At 70.6% G+C, this 17,102-nt stretch carries 18 protein-coding genes; 10 read left to right on the top strand and 8 right to left on the bottom strand.

The window, feature by feature from the left end:
- Positions 1–76 precede the first annotated feature (76 nt).
- Positions 77–3,469 (bottom strand): hypothetical protein, encoded by a 3,393-nt coding sequence (locus ACT01A_RS06710; RefSeq protein ID WP_445151468.1) that lies wholly within the window; start codon positions 3,467–3,469, stop codon positions 77–79.
- Positions 3,470–3,566: 97 nt separating this feature from the next.
- On the opposite strand from ACT01A_RS06710, the gene ACT01A_RS06705 reads away from it, so the two are divergent.
- Positions 3,567–3,938 carry a hypothetical protein gene (locus ACT01A_RS06705; RefSeq protein WP_445151467.1) on the top strand — a complete coding sequence of 124 codons (372 nt, stop codon included), beginning with the start codon at positions 3,567–3,569 and terminating at the stop codon, positions 3,936–3,938.
- Between the two features lie 9 nt (positions 3,939–3,947).
- Here the strand turns inward: ACT01A_RS06705 and ACT01A_RS06700 are convergent, their stop codons facing one another.
- Complete coding sequence (locus ACT01A_RS06700) at positions 3,948–4,973, bottom strand: agmatine deiminase family protein (RefSeq protein WP_445151466.1); 1,026 nt, start codon at positions 4,971–4,973, stop codon at positions 3,948–3,950.
- A 46-nt stretch (positions 4,974–5,019) separates the two neighbouring features.
- On the opposite strand from ACT01A_RS06700, the gene ACT01A_RS06695 reads away from it, so the two are divergent.
- The 6 genes from ACT01A_RS06695 (at position 5,020) to ACT01A_RS06670 (ending at position 10,176) form a co-directional block, all read left to right on the top strand.
- Entirely contained in the window at positions 5,020–5,829 is an 810-nt protein-coding gene (locus ACT01A_RS06695) for a cobalamin B12-binding domain-containing protein (RefSeq protein WP_445151465.1), read from the top strand.
- 76 nt (positions 5,830–5,905) lie between these two features.
- The gene (ureA, locus tag ACT01A_RS06690; RefSeq protein ID WP_445151464.1) at positions 5,906–6,574 is read left to right on the top strand and encodes an urease subunit gamma; all 669 of its coding nucleotides are present in this window, start codon (positions 5,906–5,908) and stop codon (positions 6,572–6,574) included.
- Positions 6,567–8,225, top strand: a complete 1,659-nt coding sequence (locus tag ACT01A_RS06685) for an urease subunit alpha (protein ID WP_445151463.1) — start codon at positions 6,567–6,569, stop codon at positions 8,223–8,225. Before ureA ends, ACT01A_RS06685 begins: the two co-directional genes overlap by 8 nt.
- 51 nt (positions 8,226–8,276) lie before the next feature.
- Complete coding sequence (locus ACT01A_RS06680) at positions 8,277–8,759, top strand: hypothetical protein (RefSeq protein WP_445151462.1); 483 nt, start codon at positions 8,277–8,279, stop codon at positions 8,757–8,759.
- Between the two features lie 19 nt (positions 8,760–8,778).
- Positions 8,779–9,351, top strand: coding sequence for an N-acetylmuramoyl-L-alanine amidase (locus ACT01A_RS06675; protein WP_445151461.1), 573 nt, complete (start codon positions 8,779–8,781; stop codon positions 9,349–9,351).
- A 21-nt stretch (positions 9,352–9,372) separates the two neighbouring features.
- Positions 9,373–10,176 (top strand): SDR family NAD(P)-dependent oxidoreductase, encoded by an 804-nt coding sequence (locus tag ACT01A_RS06670; protein WP_445151460.1) that lies wholly within the window; start codon positions 9,373–9,375, stop codon positions 10,174–10,176.
- Here ACT01A_RS06670 and ACT01A_RS06665 read toward each other — a convergent pair.
- Positions 10,173–10,955 (bottom strand): Fpg/Nei family DNA glycosylase, encoded by a 783-nt coding sequence (locus ACT01A_RS06665; protein WP_445151459.1) that lies wholly within the window; start codon positions 10,953–10,955, stop codon positions 10,173–10,175. The two genes, ACT01A_RS06670 and ACT01A_RS06665, sit on opposite strands and share 4 nt — an antisense overlap.
- 50 nt (positions 10,956–11,005) lie before the next feature.
- Between ACT01A_RS06665 and ACT01A_RS06660 the strand changes: the two genes are divergently transcribed.
- Positions 11,006–11,743 carry a glutathione S-transferase family protein gene (locus tag ACT01A_RS06660; RefSeq protein ID WP_445151458.1) on the top strand — a complete coding sequence of 246 codons (738 nt, stop codon included), beginning with the start codon at positions 11,006–11,008 and terminating at the stop codon, positions 11,741–11,743.
- On the opposite strand, the gene ACT01A_RS06655 is transcribed toward ACT01A_RS06660, so the two are convergent.
- The 5 genes from ACT01A_RS06655 to ACT01A_RS06635 all read right to left on the bottom strand — a co-directional run bounded on the left by ACT01A_RS06655 (position 11,740) and on the right by ACT01A_RS06635 (position 15,720).
- Positions 11,740–12,135 carry a RidA family protein gene (locus ACT01A_RS06655; protein WP_445151457.1) on the bottom strand — a complete coding sequence of 132 codons (396 nt, stop codon included), beginning with the start codon at positions 12,133–12,135 and terminating at the stop codon, positions 11,740–11,742. The genes ACT01A_RS06660 and ACT01A_RS06655 overlap by 4 nt on opposite strands.
- Before the next feature lie 71 nt (positions 12,136–12,206).
- Positions 12,207–12,449 carry a hypothetical protein gene (locus ACT01A_RS06650; RefSeq protein WP_445151456.1) on the bottom strand — a complete coding sequence of 81 codons (243 nt, stop codon included), beginning with the start codon at positions 12,447–12,449 and terminating at the stop codon, positions 12,207–12,209.
- Positions 12,446–13,372 (bottom strand): succinate--CoA ligase subunit alpha, encoded by a 927-nt coding sequence (locus tag ACT01A_RS06645; protein ID WP_445151455.1) that lies wholly within the window; start codon positions 13,370–13,372, stop codon positions 12,446–12,448. The genes ACT01A_RS06650 and ACT01A_RS06645 overlap by 4 nt, the downstream gene beginning before the upstream one ends.
- Positions 13,372–14,583, bottom strand: a complete 1,212-nt coding sequence (locus ACT01A_RS06640) for an ATP-grasp domain-containing protein (protein WP_445151454.1) — start codon at positions 14,581–14,583, stop codon at positions 13,372–13,374. The genes ACT01A_RS06645 and ACT01A_RS06640 overlap by 1 nt, the downstream gene beginning before the upstream one ends.
- A 72-nt stretch (positions 14,584–14,655) precedes the next feature.
- On the bottom strand, positions 14,656–15,720 hold the full coding sequence (locus tag ACT01A_RS06635) for an HpcH/HpaI aldolase/citrate lyase family protein (RefSeq protein WP_445151453.1): 1,065 nt from the start codon (positions 15,718–15,720) through the stop codon (positions 14,656–14,658).
- Between the two features lie 94 nt (positions 15,721–15,814).
- Between ACT01A_RS06635 and ACT01A_RS06630 the strand changes: the two genes are divergently transcribed.
- Both ACT01A_RS06630 and ACT01A_RS06625 read left to right on the top strand, forming a co-directional pair.
- The gene (locus tag ACT01A_RS06630) at positions 15,815–16,441 is read left to right on the top strand and encodes a biotin transporter BioY (protein WP_445151452.1); all 627 of its coding nucleotides are present in this window, start codon (positions 15,815–15,817) and stop codon (positions 16,439–16,441) included.
- Positions 16,442–16,954: a MaoC family dehydratase gene (locus ACT01A_RS06625; protein ID WP_445151451.1), complete on the top strand. Its 513-nt coding sequence runs from the start codon at positions 16,442–16,444 to the stop codon at positions 16,952–16,954.
- Positions 16,955–17,102 lie beyond the last annotated feature (148 nt).

Genomic DNA, 17,102 nt, shown 5'->3' with positions numbered 1-17,102 from the left:
AGTTACCCGGGCCGGCGCGCCCCTGGCGGGGGAATTTCTCCCCTCGTACGCAAGAACGCGTACCGCAGTCGCGTCCTCACCAGGACGCCACCGGGACCTCGCCGAGATAGCGCGTGTCCTTGGTGAGGATCACCGCGTGCTGGCCGAAGCCACCCTCGCTGCGCACCGCCTGGAGCATGTTCTGCAACATCTGGTCGGGCGTCACGCCCTTGGGCGCGACGAACTTCGCGATCCGCTGCAGGAACGGGATCCCGACGTCCTCCGGCATGAACGGGACGCCGAACTTGGGCGCCAGGAACCCGGCGTGGAGGGCGTCGGCGTCGTCCATGACCAGGGTGGCGCCGTGCTCGGCCAGGTCGGTGACCAGGCCGGCGGCGCGGGCCTTGATGTTGCGGTCGATGTAGCGGCTCATCGCGAAGGAGCGCTCGCTGGCGTCCAGCGACGCGAGGATCGGCTTGCCGGCCTTGTCGCGGCCGACGACCTTCATGACGGCGACCGCGTCGGCGTCGACGCCCTGCGCGAGCGCCTTGGTCGACTTGACCACCGTCTTGGTGTTGACGACCTTGCCGCCGCGGGCCATGTCCTTGACGACCAACTCGTACTTCTTGACGCGGATGAGGTAAGCGTCGGCGTACTTGCCCTCGACCTTCACGAGCTCGAACTCCGCGTCGACGAAGCGCTGCAGGCCGCCGGGCCACGGCTTGTCGTCCAGCGGGACCGTGCCCTCCTTGCCGAGCACCGACTTCAGCTTGGAGGTCTTGGAGCCCGACGCCGGGCGGGCCCACTCCTTGTTGGCCTTCAGCGCGTTCTCGTACTCCTTGATCGCCGCGGCCTGGCGCGACTCCGACAGCTTGCTGAAGCCCGGGATCTTCTGCGGCGGGACCTTCGGCTTCCAAAGCACCGCCTCGCCGAGCGCGTCGGGCGGCATGCCCGCGTCGACCATCGCCGCCTTGCCGGTCTTCTGCCCGGTCAGCTCCAGCTTGGCGACCGCGCCGGGCTTGCGCAGCTCGGTCGAGGGCTTCAACACCTCGGCCAGCTCGATCGGCTTGCCGAAGGTCTTGGCGAAGTCGTCCTCGACGCCCTCCAGGATTGCTGCCTTGGCGTCCAGGGTGACCTCGGGCACGCCGCCGACGTTGGGCAGCTTGTACACGTTGCCGTAGTCGCTGGACTGCACGACCGTTGCGCCCTCGACGTTGCGCAGCGACTTCTCGCTGTCGGACAGCATCGCGGCGGCCTCCTCGCCGCTCAGCCCGACGCCCAACGCGTTCTTGGTGTCCTTGACGGCCTCGACGCCCTTGGCGAGCTTGCCGGACTCGTCGACGACCTCGGTCGCCTTGGCCATGTTCAGCAGCGCGGCGCCCTTCTTGCCGAGCTGGACGACCTTGCCGGTGGACGTGACGAGCTTGGTCGCGGCGCCGCCGGCGACCGTGTCGGCGACGACCTCCATGCCCGCGTTGAAGATCTTGGCGTCGAGCTTGGCCATCTCGCGCTGGTACTTGATCGGCTGGTCGTCGGCGTACTTGGCGATCCGGGCGCGCGCCGCGGCGTCCTGGTCGAAGGGCACCGACATCGCGTCGACCGCGTCCTTGGCGCCCTGGTCCATGTTCGCCACCGCGTAGAAGGCCGCCTGGCCGTCGTTGAGCAGGTTGGTGGCCTCGTTCAGCGTCCAGTTCGCGTAGGACGTGGTGTCCTTGATCACGCCGTCGGAGAAGGCCAGCACCATCGCCTCGGCCTCCTCGCGCTGGTCCTGCGACGCCGTGTTCATGATGTAGTTGACCGCCAGCCCGCTCTCGGCGTAGGCGAGGCCGACCTGCTTCTTGGCGCCCGCGCCGAGGTCCTTCCACTTCTCCACGTACTTGGCCGCGCCCTTGCCGACCTCGGTCTTGAACGCGTTGTTGTACTCGGCGTAGAGCTCATCGGCGCTGATGCCGGCGATCGCCTGGCGCGGGAACTGCGCGGCGGTCGCGCTTGGCGCTCGGCCCATCAGCAGCGCACGAGCCACGGCGACGTTGTCGGAGAGGGCCTGCTTGGCGGTCCCGAACCAGCGCTTGCGCTCGGCCGGGCTGAGCACCTTGCGCAGCTGGGCTTGCATCGCCAAACCTCGCTTGTCCCAGCCCTTGTAGAGCTTGCGCGCCATCCCGAGCATCAGCGTGTCCAGGCCCTGCACGCGCGCCCACTGCGCCAGCGCCGCGTTCAGCCGCCCCGCTTGGGTCACCGTCAGCTTCAGCGAGCCCGTGGCCTCCTGCGCGGTGCCGTCCCCGGCGCGGCCGGTGATCTTGACGATCGCCGCCGCGACGCCATCGGTGGCCGCCGTCAAGCGGTAGTCAAAGGTCTTGCTCTCGCCCGGTCCGAGCGTGGTCGGCGGCGCGCCGGCCGGCGCGGCCAGGACGCCGATCCTGGCGATCGAGCGCCCGTCGATCGTCAGCGGCGCACCACCCGCGTAGTTGAGGTCGTTGATCGTCTGCGTCGGGCTGGTGTTGCGCAGCGTCACGTGGACGTCGAAGCTCTCCTGCTCGGTCAGGCCGCCGCTGTCCAGCGGCCGGCCGTCGGCGGCGGTCGCCGACAGGTCGACGTCGAGCGTGTCGCTGCCGCCCGGCTCGGTCGCGACGCTCGACAGCGGACCGCCCGGCGCCGCCCACGCCCGGTTCTGGTCGCTGCCGGTCAGCGTGGCGCGCCCGAGCTTCGGCTGGCCGCTGTTCTCGGTCCAGTAGACGTGGTCGCCGTTGGCGGCCAGCGGGCCGATGTTGGTGCTGGCCGGCAGCGAGACGATCGCCAGCGGAGCACCGCTCGGCAGCAGGGCCGTCTTGATGGTCGCGGGCGGCGGGGCGAGGCTCTGCGGGTGCGACTCGGTGTAGAAGAGGTGGTCGCCGTTGACCGCGACCCCGCGCGGGTAGATGACGTAGGGGATGAAGTCGAGCCGGACGTCGCTGCCGTCGGCGTTGGCGCGGGCGATCGAGCCCGGGAGGTCGATCGAGATCGCGCGTCCCCAGTAGAGGTGCCCGGTGCCGTCGACCGCGAGGCCGTTCATGGCCTGGTCGCTGACGACGCCCTGCGTCGGGGTGCCGTGGGAGCCGTCGGCGGCGAGCGGCACGCACCCGATCTCGACCTGCGGCCCGTAGGTCGTGTTCCAGCACACGTGGGCGCCGCCCGTCGCCAGGCCGGAGCCCACGCCGTGGTTGAGGCCGGTGAGCCAGTTCGGATCCGCGTTGGCGCCGTCGAGGTCCATGCGGCCGATCGCGCCGCCGTCGATGCGCTGCTCGCTCCAGAAGAGGTAGCGGCCGTCCGTGGCGACGGCCCTGGCGTTGACGTCGCGCAGCGACGTCGTCACGCCGTCTGGCTCGCGCGTGGAGGCGATGTGCGTCGTCGGCGAGCCGGCGATCGAGAAGACGTGCGTCTCGGCGTCCGCGGCGGGTGCCGCGCTGAGGGCGAGCACGACGAACAGGGCCAGGACCGGGGCGCGGCGCAACATGGCGCGCGAACTTACTCACCGAGCGGCGCTGTGGCGGGTGGCGTTTTCCCCTCATACGCAGAGTTGCGTACCCGCCGTACGCGATAACGTCCGTCCCGTGAGCAGCGACGCACCGATGTTGATCCAAGCCGCCGTCCGCGGGGTCCTGGAAGAGGTCCCGGCGCTGAAGCCGATGAAGCTCGTGGTCGGCGTCGACCTGCACGGGCGCGGCGACGTCCAGCAGTTCCGGCTGGAGCTGCCCGACCTGACCGTGACCAAGGACATCGCGGCCGACGCGCGGGTGCGGATCGAGCTGCGCCGTGACTTCTTCAACCTGATGGTCGAGCACGGCGCGAAGGTCGACGACTGGACCCAGGCCTACCACGAGGGTCGCCTCAAGGCGACCGGCGTCCAGCAGTACCTGCAGCTGATCGGTCGCGTGGTCGAGAAGCACCAGGAGCGCGCCCGCCTGCGGCGCGCCCACAAGTAGCGCCGCCGTCTAGCCCAGCGCCGGGACCTGCTGCGTGATGCAGTGGGGCCCGCCGCCGCCGAAGGCGTGCACGACGCCCGGGACGCCGACGACCTCCTTGGCGCCGCCGTACGCGGCGTCGATGGCGGCCAGTGCCTCAGCGTCGAGCTCCGCCTGGCCCGCGATCGGCACGACGACGAACTTCTCGCCGACGTAGAAGTTCATGTAGGACGCGACGATCTCCTCGCCCTCGACCGACGCGTAGGCCAACGGGTCGAAGTCCACCACCTCGATCCCCGCAGCGACCGCGATCTCGCGGTTGCGGGCCATGTTGTCGTGGTTGGGGTTGTCGGGCGCGCAGCGCTGGAGCAGCATGCGTCCCGGAGCCAGGAACGCGGCGATGAGGTCGACGTGGCCGTCGGTGTCCTTGTCCTCCAACAACCCCTTCTCGAGCCAGACCACGCGCGTCACGCCGAGGTAGTCCTTCAGGTGACCCTCGATCTCCTCGCGCGAGAGGTCCGGGTTGCGGTTGGGGTGCAGCAGGCACTGCTCGGTGGTGATCAGCGTGCCGGTGCCGTCGACGCCGATCGACCCGCCTTCCAGGATGAGTGGAGCGCGTACGACTTCCGAATCCACGTGTTCGACGAGCAAGCGGCCGACCGCGGCGTCGTTCTCGAAGCCGGAGAACTTCGAGCCCCAGGCGTTGAAGCCGAAGTGCACGCCGACGCGGCGCGAGGGCTCGTCGTGGTGGTCGACCACGAAGATCGGGCCGCTGTCGCGCAGCCACGAGTCGTCGACCGGCTTGATGAGGATCTCGACGTTGCCGTCCAGCGCCGCGCGCGCCTCGGCCGCGTCATCAGCGTCGCGGGCGACCATCGTCACCGGCTCGAACGCGGCGATCGCGTTGGCGACGCCCGCGCTCTCGGCCTTCGCGGCCTCGAGCTGGCCGCCCCACAGCTTGCGACGGCACGGCCACGCCATCAGCGTGCGCTCGTGCGCCGTCCACTCGGGCGGCATCGACAGACCTTCGGCGGCGGGCGTGTGGGGGGTGCTCATTCGGGCCTGGAGGATGCCACCTAAGATTGCTCCTATGGGGACGAAAGTGCGCCCGATCAGGTTCCAGGACGTCCTGCTGGACGAGGTCGAGGCCCGCATCGGCACCGACGGCGACCTGTCGCACTTCGTCAACGTCGCGATCGACCGCGCGCTGCACGGCGACCTGGCCCGCACGCTGCGGGCGGTGCCCGAGCCGACCGGGTCCGACGAGCTGCGCGCCGCGTCAGACGACTACCGCACCGCGCTCCTGGCCCGCGACGAGCGCCGTGCGCGCGAGATCGTCGAGGACCTCGCGGGCCGCGGCGCCCGGATCGTCGACATCTACACCGTAGTCTTGGCGCCCGCGCTGCAGGAGATCGGCGACCTGTGGTCGCTGGAGAAGGTGACGGTCGCCGACGAGCACTACGCGAGCGAGACGACCGCACAGCTGATGGGCGTCCTGGCGCCCGACCGCCGCCGCGCACCCACGCGCGGACGCCTGGCGGTCGTCGCCGCGACGCCCGACGAGCTGCACGCCCTCGGGCCCCGGATGCTCTCTGACCTGCTGGAGCGCGCCGGTTGGGAGGTCATCGCGTTGGGCGCGGCCGCGCCCGCCGACGCGCTCGCCCAGCTCGTCGCCGACGAGTGCCCGGACGTGGTCGCGCTCTCGACCGCGACGGTCGGCCGCCTGCCCGGCGCCGAGGAGGCCGTCGGCCTGCTGCACCGCGTCCGCCCGCGGCCGCTGATCGCGCTCGGCGGCGCGCTCTACCGCGGGCCGGTCGTCGAGCTGGCGCACGCGTGGGGCGCCGACGTCGTCACGTCCGACCTCGACGCCTTGCTGGAGGAGCTGGGCCGGCGGTTTCCGCCGACGGGGTGAACAAGGCGCTCGCGATGAGCTGCCGACGCGGCGGGTGTGCTGTCGCGGCGAGCGCGACGGCAATACGCTGCACGACATGAGGTTGTTGCCCCAGGAGCAGGACCGCCTGCTGCTCTTCCTGGCCGCGGAGCTGGCTCGTGCGCGGCGGGCGCGCGGCCTGCAGCTCAACCAGGCGGAGGCCACCGCGATCGTTGCCGACGGGATCTGCGAGCTGGCGCGAGATGGCCTGCGCTACGCGGAGGTCGTAGGCAAGGCCTATGACATTCTGGGGGAGGAGGACGTGCTCGGCGGCGTGCGCGCGCTGGTGCCGCGGATCGAGGTCGAGGCGGTGTTCCGCGACGGACGGCACCTGGTCGTCGTCGAGGATCCGCTCGGACCGCCGCCGTCCGCGGCGCCGGAAGGCGAGCCGGAGGTGCCGTGGGACGACGCGCTCACGGTCGGGCGCGTGCGTGTGGTCAACGAGGGCGCGGTCCCGGTCGGCGTGACCAGCCACATCCACTTCTTCGAGACCAACCCGGCGCTGCGTTTTGACCGCGCGGCGGCGTGGGGGATGCGACTGGCGATCCCGGCGCGGACGAAGGTCTTCTTCGCACCGGGCGAGGAGCGCGAGGTCGCGCTGGCACGGATCGGCGGCGCGCGGATCGTCCGCGGGCACGGCGACCTGGTCGACGGAGCGCTCGACGATCCCGCGGTCCGCGAGGCCGCGCTGGCGGCGGCGAAGCAGAAGGGGTATCGCGGTGCCTGAGCCGCACGCCAACACAGAGCCCGTCCGTCTCGGCGACACGTCGCTCGAGGTCATCGCCGAGCGCGACGACGTCCACGGCCCCGACCAGCTCGTCCCGGGCTTCGGCAACACGATGCGCGACGGGCTCGGCGTGCGCGCCGAGCGGGGCGGGGTGGACGTCGCGATCACCGGCGGCCTGGTCCTGGATCCGATCCTCGGCGTCCGCTATGCGTCGATCGGCGTCAGGGACGGGCGCGTCGTGAGCGTCGGCCGCGCGGGCAACCCGGACACGATGGACGGCATCGACGTCGTGCTGGACGTCGGCACCGCGGTCCTCGACGCGACCGGGATGATCGTCACGCCCGGCGGGATCGACACGCACGTGCACTGGCTGTCGCCGCAGGTCATCGACGCGCTGCTGGCCGGCGGCGTGACGACGATGGTCTCCCAGGACTACGGCCCGGTCTGGAACCTGGGCACCAACCCGGAGTTCGGCCTGAGCGCCACCTGGGCCGCGCTGGAGGACTGGCCGATCAACGCGGCGCTGTTCGTACGTGGCTCGTCGTCGCGCCGCGAGCGCGTCGAGGACGGCCTGCGCGCCGGCGGCGCCGCGCTGAAGATCCACGAGGACGTCAGCGCCGGGCCGATCCAGATCCGCACGGCGCTCGATGTCTGCGACGCGCACGACGTCCAGCTCGCGATCCACACCGACGGGCTGAACGAGGTGCTTTCGGTCGACGGCACGCTGGCGGCGTTCGGCGGCCGGACCGTGCATGCGTTCCACATCGAAGGCGCGGGCGGCGGCCATGCGCCGGACCTGCTGAAGCTGGCCGGGCGCGAGCGGATCCTCACGTCGTCGACCTCGCCGACCGTGCCGTTCGGCGTCGACACCGCGGCCGAGCACGAGGCGATGGTCGCGGCGGTCCACGTGCTGCAGCCGGGGATCGTCGCGGGCGATCGGCAGGCGGCGCAGGCGCGGGTGCGCCCGGCGACGATGGCGGCCGAGGGCGTTCTCCATGACATGGGGATCGTGCACATGCTGAGCAGCGACTCGCAGGGGATGGGGCGCGCGGGCGAGGTCGTGCGGCGGGCGTTTCAGAACGCGGACGTGATGAAGCGGGCGCGGGGCTCTGCGGGATACGGGCCCGCCCACCCCGGCCGCGCCGACAACGAGCGCGTGCTGCGCCACCTGGCCAAGGTCACCATCAACCCGGCGATCGTCCACGGGCTCTCGCACGACGTGGGCGCCTTGACGCCCGGGCGCGTCGCCGACTGCGTCTTCTGGCTGCCGCAGAACTTCGGGATCCGGCCCGAGCTGGTGGTGAAGATGGGCGTCGCCGCGTGGGGTGCGTCCGGCGACCCCAACGCCACCACCATGCTCTGCGAGCCGGTCGTCGTGCGCCCGCAGGTCGGCGGGCGCGGTCGGGCGGCAGCTCGGTTGTCCTTGGCCTTCACGAGCGCCGCGGCCGCCGACACGGAGCTGCCGACCGAGCGCGTGCGGTCGACCGTCCGCGGCTGCCGCGACGTCACCGCAGCCGACATGGTGCGCAACGACACGCGCGCCGAGGTCGACGTCGCGCCCGACGGATCGTGGGTCAGCGCCGACGGCGAGCGGGTCGGCATCGAGCCCGTCGAGGACGTCGCGCTGTCCTGGAGGCACCTGCTGGGCTGAGATTCGTCCACCAGGTTGCGGCTTCGGCGCCCAGCGGTCGATCACCGGGTGATGGCGACCCCGAAGCTGGGCGCATGGCTGGTGATCGTCCCGCTCGCGATCGGGCTGGTCGTCTTCGCCGCGCTCCACCCGCAGAAGTCGCCGATGCCTTCAGGCGCCGACCCCGCCGACTGGCGTGGCCGGACGGCCCAAGGGCTGGCCGCCACGGCGACGATCAACGGCCGCTGGCTGGACGGCGTCAGCGTCGAGGTGCGCCTGCGCTGCGACGGCGGCGCCAAGCCCGAGACGTTCGTGTGGTCGCCGTCGCCGGACCTGTACGCGCAGAACGGCGACGAGGTCACCGCGGACGAGGCGCCGCAGCAGCTCGAGGCTACGGACGGATGGCGCCGGAGCTTCGAGGGCGAGCTGCAGATGGTGGTCGGGGATCGCCCGCACGGCACCGCGTCGGTCCGCCTGACGTGGGTCCGCGGCGAGACCCAGGTCCTGTGTCGGTCCGGACCTGTGGCGTTCTCCCTGCGGCGGGACGCGACCTAGCCGACCTAGACTCGCGGCGATGCCCCTCGCCGCGATGCCGCCGATCGTCCACGACCCGATCCCGTTCGGCGACAAGCGGGTTGCCGAGACCCGCGCCTACGCCGTCCGGCACTACGGCCTGAACCGGGCGCGGCTGATCGCGCCGAAGGTCATCGTGGAGCACATGACCGCCGGCCCAACCTACGCGTCGGCCTTCAACACGTTCGCCGCCGACGCGCCCGACGTCGAGCTGCACGAGCTGCCCGGCATCTGCTCGCACTTCATCATCGACACGGCCGGCAAGATCCATCAGCTGGTGTCGCTGAAGTGGATCTGCCGCCACACGGTGGGGCTCAACTACACCGCGATCGGGATCGAGCACGTCGGCTTCAGCGAGGCGGGCGTGCTCGACAACACGCGGATGATCCGCGCGTCGCTGCGCCTGACCGAGTGGTTGCAGGCCAAGTACGGGATCAGCGACAAGAACGTGATCGGCCACAACGAGTCGCTCAGCAGCCCGTACCACGAGGAGCGCGTCGCGCGGCTGAAGCGCCAGACCCATCAGGACTGGCCGCGCAAGTTCATGGTGAAGTACCGCGCGCGCCTGAAGTAGAAGCCGGTTAGGATCGCTCACATGGCTCTCCCCGAACCGTCGTCCACCACGGCCGCGCTGGTCACCGGCGCCTCGTCGGGGATCGGCGTCGACCTCGCTCGGCAGCTCGCCCAGCGCGGGCACAACGTCGTCCTGGTGGCGCGGCGGGCGGACCGCCTGGAGGCGCTGGCCAAGGAGTTGGCCGACGCACATGGGATTCGCGCCGAGGCGCTGGCGTGCGACCTGATCGACCCGGCGGCGACCGACGCGCTGCCGGGTCGCGTCGAGGCGCTGGGCCTCGAGGTGAGCATCCTCATCAACAACGCGGGCTACGGGTCGGCGGGGCAGTTCTCGGAGTTGGACACCACCTCGGAGGCCGAGATGGTGCGGTTGAACTGCGAGGCGGTCGTCCGGCTCAGCGGGGCCTACGTCCCCAAGCTGATCGCCCGCGACGGCGGTGGCGCGATCCTCATCGTCGCGTCGAGCGCGGCAATGCAGCCGATCCCTGGCCAGGCGACCTACGCGGCGAGCAAGGCCTTCGCCTTGAGCTTCGCCGAGGGGCTGCACACCGAGGTGTCGCACTTGGGCGTCGCGGTCAGCGCGCTCTGCCCGGGGCCGGTCGAGACGGAGTTCGCCGCTCGCGCGGGGATGACCGAGGCCTTCGACGGCGTCCCGGACTTCGCGCGCGTGTCGAGCGAGGACTGCGCGCGGATCGCCATCGACGGGTTGGCCAAGAACAAGCGCGTGATCGTCCCTGGTCTGGCCATCAAGGGCGTGACGATGAGCGGCCGCCTGACGCCGCGGTCGATCCTGCTGCCGTTGATGAAGCGCTTCTACCCGGTCTAGCGCTGCTCGGCGGTGCACCAGTACGTCGTGCGCCCGCCGACCGTCGCGCGCGCCATGTCGGCGCCGCAGCGCGGGCAGACGCCGTCGCGGCGACGGTGGGGGATGACGTCGCCGGTGTGGACGCCGCCGCGCTCTAGCGCCCGGCGGGTCGTGGCGCGGATCTCGCGGCGCAGGCGATCCAGCTCGTCGTCGTCCAGCCGGCCGGCCGGGCGGCGCGGGTCGAGCTTCGCGCGCCACAGCGCCTCGTCGGCGAGCAGGTTGCCGACGCCCGCGATCACCGTCTGGTCCATGATGCGCGCCTTCAGCGGCAGCTCGCCGCGGCCGACGCGCTCGCGGAACGCGTCGCGGGAGACGTCGGCGGCGTCGGGCCCGAGGCGGTCGATCCGGGGATCGAGGATCGCGCGGCCGAGCCGGCGCTTGTCGCGCAGCGCGAGCCAGCCGCCGTCGGCGAAGCGCAGCGTGAAGCGATCCCATACGGGCAGGTGCTTGCGACCGCCGTCGGACCAGTAGTCGCCCGCGGCCTCGTCGTCGATCACGATCCGTCCGGCCATCCCGAGGTGCAGGCCCAGCACCGGGCCGCCGTCAGTCTCGATCCACATCGACTTGCCCCGCCGGTGGGCCTCGGTGAGACGGTGGCCGACAAGCGCCTCGCCGATCTCGCCCGGCGCGTGCGGGCGGCAGACGTACGTGTCGGAGTCGTCGACCGCGACGATCTCCCGCCCGAGTCCGTGCTCGGCGATCAGGGCGCGAGCGAACTCGACTTCGGGAAGCTCCGGCATTACATACAGCGTAATGGCCAGGCGCTCGCGGATCGGAGATGATCGCGTGCATGAGCGGACAGCCGCCGGTCCTGATCACGATCCCGGTCAGCCATTACTGCGAGAAGGCGCGGTGGGCGCTGGACCGCGCGGGCATCGTCTACGACGAGAAGCGCTACCTGCCGGCGGTTCACCGTTTCGCGACCCTGCGCCGTCGCAACATGACCGCGCCGGTGCTGATCTGCGCCGAGACGGGCATGCTGGGCGAGTCCAGCGACATCATCGCCTACGCCGACGCGCGCGGCGCGCGCGTGGAGTGCGACGACGCCGAGGCGCGCGCCTTGGCCGACGACTACGACGAGCGCCTCGGCCCGGCGACGCGGCTGTGGGTCTACCACTCGCTGCTGGATCACCCGGACCTGACGACGATCCCGATCACCGACGGCGTCAGCGCCTGGCAGAAGACGCTCTGGCGCGTCGGCAAGAGGCCGATCGGGTTCACGGTCAAGACGGTGTTGAAGATCGACGACGGCTCCGCCCGCGATGCCGAGCAGACCTTCCGCGCGATCTTCGCCGACGTCGACGAGCGCCTCGCCGACGGCCGTCCCTACCTCGTCGGCGACGCCTTCTCGATCGCCGACCTCACCTTCTCGGCGCTCGCCGCGCCGCTGATCGCACCGCCCCAGTACGCCGTCGCGCTCCCGACGATCGAGACCCTCCCGCCGCGCATGGCCGAGATCGTCCGCGAGCACCGCGCGTCGCCCGCTGGGCAGCACGCGCTGAAGATGTTCGCGACCGAGCGGCGCTAGGTCGCCGGCGCGGCCGCGACGGCCGCGACCGCCTCGACCTCGACGAACAGGTCCGGGCGGAACAGCCCGGCGACGACGACCAGCGACGAGGTCGGCGGCGCGATCGTGTCCACGAACTCGTCGCGGACGCGGCGCAGCGTCTCGATCTCGTCGGTCGACGTCACGAAGAGCGTCAACTTGACGACGTCGTGCCAGTTCGCGCTTGCGGCCTCCAGCGCGCGGCCGACGGCCTCGAAGGCGAGACGGGCCTGCGCCTCCATGGTGCGCGGCGCGACGCCGTCCTCGGTCAAGCCGACCTGGCCCGACGTCCACACGATCTCCCGATCACGCGGGATCCGCACCGCGTGGCTGTAGCCGGCGGGCGTGGGGTGGAAGAAGCGCGGCGCGTCCATGCGCTGATCCTAGGACGACGAAGGGCGCCCTGGGGCGCCCTTCGATGAAGCGGTGACGATGAGGCGGCCGGCTAAGCCAGCGAGGCCTCGTTGTCGTACAACTTCAGGACCTTGACCTGCTCGGGCGAGGTCGCGTCGATGCAGAGGCGGCAGAGGACGCACTCGTCGACGTTGCCCTGGACGATCTGGACCTTGCCGTCGGCGTCGCCGTAGATGTCCACGGGGCAGACCTCGCGGAGCTTGGCGGCGACGGCCGCGTCGTCGACGATGGCGTCGTCGACCTCGATGCCGATGAACGTTCCGTCGACCCTCATGCGCTGACGCTCCTCTCCGCGAGCTTGGACTTCATGATCTCGGGGATCGCGGAGATCTCCTCCGCGACCGTGATGCCGGCCTCGGCGAGGCGCGCGATCTTCTCGGTCGCGGTGTCCTCCTTGCCCTCGACGATCGTGCCGGCGTGGCCGAAGCTCATGCCCGGCATCTCGTCCATGAACCGACCGGCCATGAACGCGACGATCGGCAGACGCGAGTCGTTCTCGGTCACCCACCGCGCCAGCTCGGCCTCCATGCGGCCGCCCGGCTCGGTGTAGATCACGATGCCCTTGGTCTCCTCGTCGGCCTCGAACAGCGGCATCAGCTCCGCGTAGGTGGAGCCGATGATCGCGTCGCCGCCGATCGAGACGGCGGTCGAGATCCCGAGGCCCGCGGCGGACAGCGTCGAGGACATCTCGGTCGTCATGCCGCCGCTTCGCGAGATGACGCCGATCGAGCCCTTCTTGTACGACTTGGCCGCGTCCTTTGCCGGCCCGCCGATGCCGCCCATCTTGATGACCTCGGGGACGATGATCCCGAGGCAGTTCGGGCCGATGATGCGGGCGCCGCGCAGCGACGCCAGCTCGACCATCTGTGCGACGTCGCGGCGCGGGATGCGCTCCGTGACGATCACGATGATCTTGATGCCGTTCTCGATGGCCTCGAAGACCGCGTCCTTGGTGAACGCGGGCGGGACCGTCACGACCGAGCCGTCGATGGGCTGGCCGTGGTGGGCGACCGCCTGGGCGACCGTGTCGAAGACCGGCACGCCGTGGACCTCGCGGCCCAGACGGCCCGGGGTCACGCCGCCGACGATCTTCGCGCCGGTGCCGTAGTCCAGACACTCGCGCGTCAGGTTCACGGCCTCACGACCGGTGATGCCCTGGACGATGAACGTCGTGTCCGCGTTGACGAGAATCGACATTAAGCAGCCGCTCCTTGGATCTTCTCGACGGCACGCGAAGCCGCCTCGTGCAAGGACACCGAGCGGTCCGCGTACTCCACGCCGTACTTCTCGAGGATCTTGAAGCCTTCTTCCTCCCACGCGCCCGGGATCCGGAAGATCGCGATCTTCTCGGCCGGGTCCATGCCCAGCTCCAGGCACGCCGCGATGACGCCGCGCGCGACGATGTCCACGCGCGTGTTGGACACGATCGACATCATCACCGCGATCTTGTCGACGCCCGGCTTGGACAACACCAACTTGGCCAACCCCTTGGCCTTGGAGACCGACGGGTTGCCGCCGATCTCGCAGTAGTTGGCCGGGTCGCCGCCGTACTTGCGGACCGCGTCGAACAGGGTCAGCGAGCCGCCGCCGGCGCCGATGACCAGCCCGAGGTTGCCGTCGAACTCCGTGACGTTGCCCGCGACGCCGCGGTGGTCCTGGGAGTCGACGGCCTCGCCGGCCAGCTCGAACTCCGTGGGCTCGCGTGCCTCGCGCGTCTCATCGTCGCCGACGCCGAGGTCGGCGAGCAGCTTCTTGTGCCGCCCGCGCGCCTCGTTCTCCATGTCCATGTGGGCATCGAGCGCGATGAACGAGCCGTCGGCCATACGTGCCAGCGGGTTGATCTCCGCCAGCGTCATGTCCTTCTCGACGAACAGCTTGGCGAGCTTGGTCAGGATCGGGACGAGCTTGTTCAGCGCGCCGCCGGTCACGCCCGTGGAGGCGATGACCTCCTTGGCCTCGAAGTCGCCGAAGGGCAGGATGTTGGAGAAGTGCCGCCGCCCGACCTTGTCGGGCTGCTCCTCGGCGACCTGCTCGATGTCGATGCCGCCGACCGGCGAGAAGATCATCACCGGCTGCTTGCGGGTGCCGTCCCAGACGACGCCCGCGTAGTACTCCTGCTCGAACTCCGCGCGCGGGTCGACGAGGATGCCGCGCGGCTGGTGGCCGTTGATCTCCAGCTGGAGGATGTCCTTGGCGTGCGCCTCGGCCTCCTCCGGGGTGTCGGCGAACTTCACGCCGCCGGCCTTCATGCGGCCGCCAGACAACACCTGGGACTTGATGACCGTGGGTCCGCCGATGCGGGCCGCGATCTCCTTGGCCTCTTGTGCGTCGGTGGTGAATCCATAGTCGGTGACAGGGATTCCGGCCCGTTTGACGATCTCGCGGGCTTCGTATTCAAAGAATCTCAAGGGTTGTTGCCTCCGGTCAGGGGGAGGGTGAGAAGGCGCGGGAGCCTATACACCGGGTTGCGTTCGGCTGCCCTACGCCGTTGCCGTCTCGAAGCCGTAGGCCTCGGCCAGCTCCGGGTCCTTCGCGGCCAGCTGCTCGGCGAGGTCGACCATGACCTTGCACTGCTTCCAGGTCGCGTCGTCCTGCATCTTGCCGTCGATCATGTGGACGCCGCGTCCGTCAGGGATCGCCTCGATGACCTTCTTGGCGAACTTGACCTCGTCGGGGTCCGGGGAGAAGACCTTCTTGGCGATGTCGATCTGCACGGGGTGCAGCGACCAGGCGCCGACGCAGCCGAGCAGGAACGCCGAGCGGAACTGCGCCTCACAGGCGACCGTGTCCTTGATGTCGCCGAACGGACCGTAGAACGGGAGGATCCCGTTGGACGTGCAGGCGTCGACCATGCGCGCGATCGAGTAGTGCCACGGGTCCTGCTGCGCGGTGGCGCGCGGGGCGTCGGGGTTCTGCGGGTCCGGGTCGGAGATCGACACGTAGCCCGGGTGGCCGCCGCCGACGCGCGTGGTCTTCATGCGGCGCGAGGCGGCCAGGTCGGCCGGGCCGAAGGACATGCCCTGCATGCGCGGCGAGGCCTGCGCGATCTCCTCGAGGTGCGCGACGCCCTGGGCGGTCTCCAGGATCGCGTGCACGAGGATCGGCTTCTTGACGTTGGCGCGCGCCTCGAGCTGCGCGAGCAGGCGATCGACGTAGTGGATGTCCCACGGGCCCTCGACCTTCGGGACCATGATCACGTCGAGCTTGTCGCCGATCTCGGAGACCAGCGTCGTGAGGTCGTCCAGCACCCACGGCGACTCCAGCGAGTTGACGCGCGTCCAGAGCTGCGTCTCGCCGAGCTCGACCGTCTTGCCGACCTTCACCAGGCCCTCGCGCGCGGCCTCCTTGCGATCGACCGGCACCGCGTCCTCGAGGTTGCCGAGCACGATGTCCGCCTTGGCGATCGTGTCGGGCAGCTTGGCCACCATCTTCTCGTTCGACGCGTCGAAGAAGTGGATCATCCGCGACGGCGGGAACGGGATCTCGCGGAGCGGCTCAGGGGCGCCGACGGCCAGCGGCTGGAAGAAGTCTCGGGGGCTGCGCATGGGCGAAAGATATTGACTCGCGAGTCAACGAAGCATCGCCGTTCGGTCAGGGCAGGGGTCGAGGCACACGCCTTCTCGTCTAGGGTCCGCGCCGATGAACGCCTCCTACGCCATCCCCAACACCGCGTCGCGGCCGGGTGTCCTCGCGGACGTGCTGCCCGGCGAGCGCGTGCGCGACGTCGCGCTCGTGATCGGCGGCGCCGGCCTCATGGCCCTGCTCGCCCAGGTCTCGATCGCGGTCGATCCTTCCCCGGTCCCGATCACCGGCCAGACGCTCGGCGTCGGCCTCATCGGCGCGACGCTCGGCATGCGCCGCGGCGCCGCCTCGCTCCTGCTCTACGTCCTGATGGGCCTGTTCCTGCCGGTCTACTCCGAGGGCGCCTCGGGCTGGTCGACGGTCTGGAGCGCGTCCGGCGGCTACCTGCTCGGCTTCATCCTCGCCGCCGCGGTCGTCGGCCGCCTCGCCGAGCTGGGCCAGGACCGCAAGGTCGCCACGGCCGCGCTGGCGTTCGTCGTCGGGCAGCTGATCGTCTTCGTCCCCGGCGTCATCGGCGTGAAGCTCGCCACCGACCAGGACTGGGGCTGGTCGATCCACTACGGCTTCACGGTGTTCATCTTCGGCGGCCTGGTCAAGGCGGCCATCGGCGCGGCGGTCCTGCCGTCCGCGTGGCGCCTCGTGCGCCGAATCGAGCACAGCCCCACCCAAGGAGACAACAACTAGATGTCCGATTCCGGCTTCACCACCGACCAGCGCGAGCGCGAGTCCACCGGCGGCCACCCCTACGGCCGCTACCTCGAGGAGTTCGAGGTGGGCGACGTCTACAAGCACTGGCCCGCCAAGACCGTCACCGAGTCAGACGACCACCTGTTCTGCCTCATCACGATGAACCACCACCCGCTGCACCTCAACGACGTGTACGCGGCCAACTCCCAGCAGGGCCGCAACGTCGTCGTCGGGCCGCTGGTCTACTCGCTCGCGCTCGGCATGAGCGTCAGCGACGTCTCCGGCAAGGCGATCGCCAACCTCGCCACCGAGGAGCTCAGCCATCCGGCCCCGGTCTTCCACGGCGACACGCTGTTCGTGGAGTCCGAGGTGCTGGAGAAGCGCGAGTCGAAGACCAAGCTGGACCGTGGCACCGTCAAGGTCCACACGCGCGTCTTCAACCAGGACGGCACGCTGGTCGCGGAGTTCAAGCGCCTCGTGCTGGTCCCGCGCAAGAACCCCGGCTCCTAGCCGGTTTCGCCCGTTGGACGGGGTGGCGGAATCGGCCGCTACCCCGCCATACGGCTTGGACGAACCACCCCCCAACCGGCCAGAGGTTGGGCAAGTGCGGGATGCCTCCAATAGCCCGAACGGGTAGCTTTCGGGAATGCGCACCGAG

This window comes from Baekduia sp. Peel2402 (assembly GCF_052567285.1).
This window is presented reverse-complemented; position numbering and strand designations above follow the sequence as displayed.

Coding starts and splice junctions, on each gene's coding strand:
- ACT01A_RS06710 (WP_445151468.1), bottom strand. CDS start 3,469: ATGTTGCGCCGCGCCCCGGTCCTGGCCCTGTTCGTCGTGCTCGCCCTC.
- ACT01A_RS06700 (WP_445151466.1), bottom strand. CDS start 4,973: ATGAGCACCCCCCACACGCCCGCCGCCGAAGGTCTGTCGATGCCGCCC.
- ureA (WP_445151464.1), top strand. CDS start 5,906: ATGAGGTTGTTGCCCCAGGAGCAGGACCGCCTGCTGCTCTTCCTGGCC.
- ACT01A_RS06680 (WP_445151462.1), top strand. CDS start 8,277: ATGGCGACCCCGAAGCTGGGCGCATGGCTGGTGATCGTCCCGCTCGCG.
- ACT01A_RS06675 (WP_445151461.1), top strand. CDS start 8,779: ATGCCCCTCGCCGCGATGCCGCCGATCGTCCACGACCCGATCCCGTTC.
- ACT01A_RS06670 (WP_445151460.1), top strand. CDS start 9,373: ATGGCTCTCCCCGAACCGTCGTCCACCACGGCCGCGCTGGTCACCGGC.
- ACT01A_RS06665 (WP_445151459.1), bottom strand. CDS start 10,955: ATGCCGGAGCTTCCCGAAGTCGAGTTCGCTCGCGCCCTGATCGCCGAG.
- ACT01A_RS06660 (WP_445151458.1), top strand. CDS start 11,006: ATGAGCGGACAGCCGCCGGTCCTGATCACGATCCCGGTCAGCCATTAC.
- ACT01A_RS06655 (WP_445151457.1), bottom strand. CDS start 12,135: ATGGACGCGCCGCGCTTCTTCCACCCCACGCCCGCCGGCTACAGCCAC.
- ACT01A_RS06650 (WP_445151456.1), bottom strand. CDS start 12,449: ATGAGGGTCGACGGAACGTTCATCGGCATCGAGGTCGACGACGCCATC.
- ACT01A_RS06645 (WP_445151455.1), bottom strand. CDS start 13,372: ATGTCGATTCTCGTCAACGCGGACACGACGTTCATCGTCCAGGGCATC.
- ACT01A_RS06635 (WP_445151453.1), bottom strand. CDS start 15,720: ATGCGCAGCCCCCGAGACTTCTTCCAGCCGCTGGCCGTCGGCGCCCCT.
- ACT01A_RS06630 (WP_445151452.1), top strand. CDS start 15,815: ATGAACGCCTCCTACGCCATCCCCAACACCGCGTCGCGGCCGGGTGTC.
- ACT01A_RS06625 (WP_445151451.1), top strand. CDS start 16,442: ATGTCCGATTCCGGCTTCACCACCGACCAGCGCGAGCGCGAGTCCACC.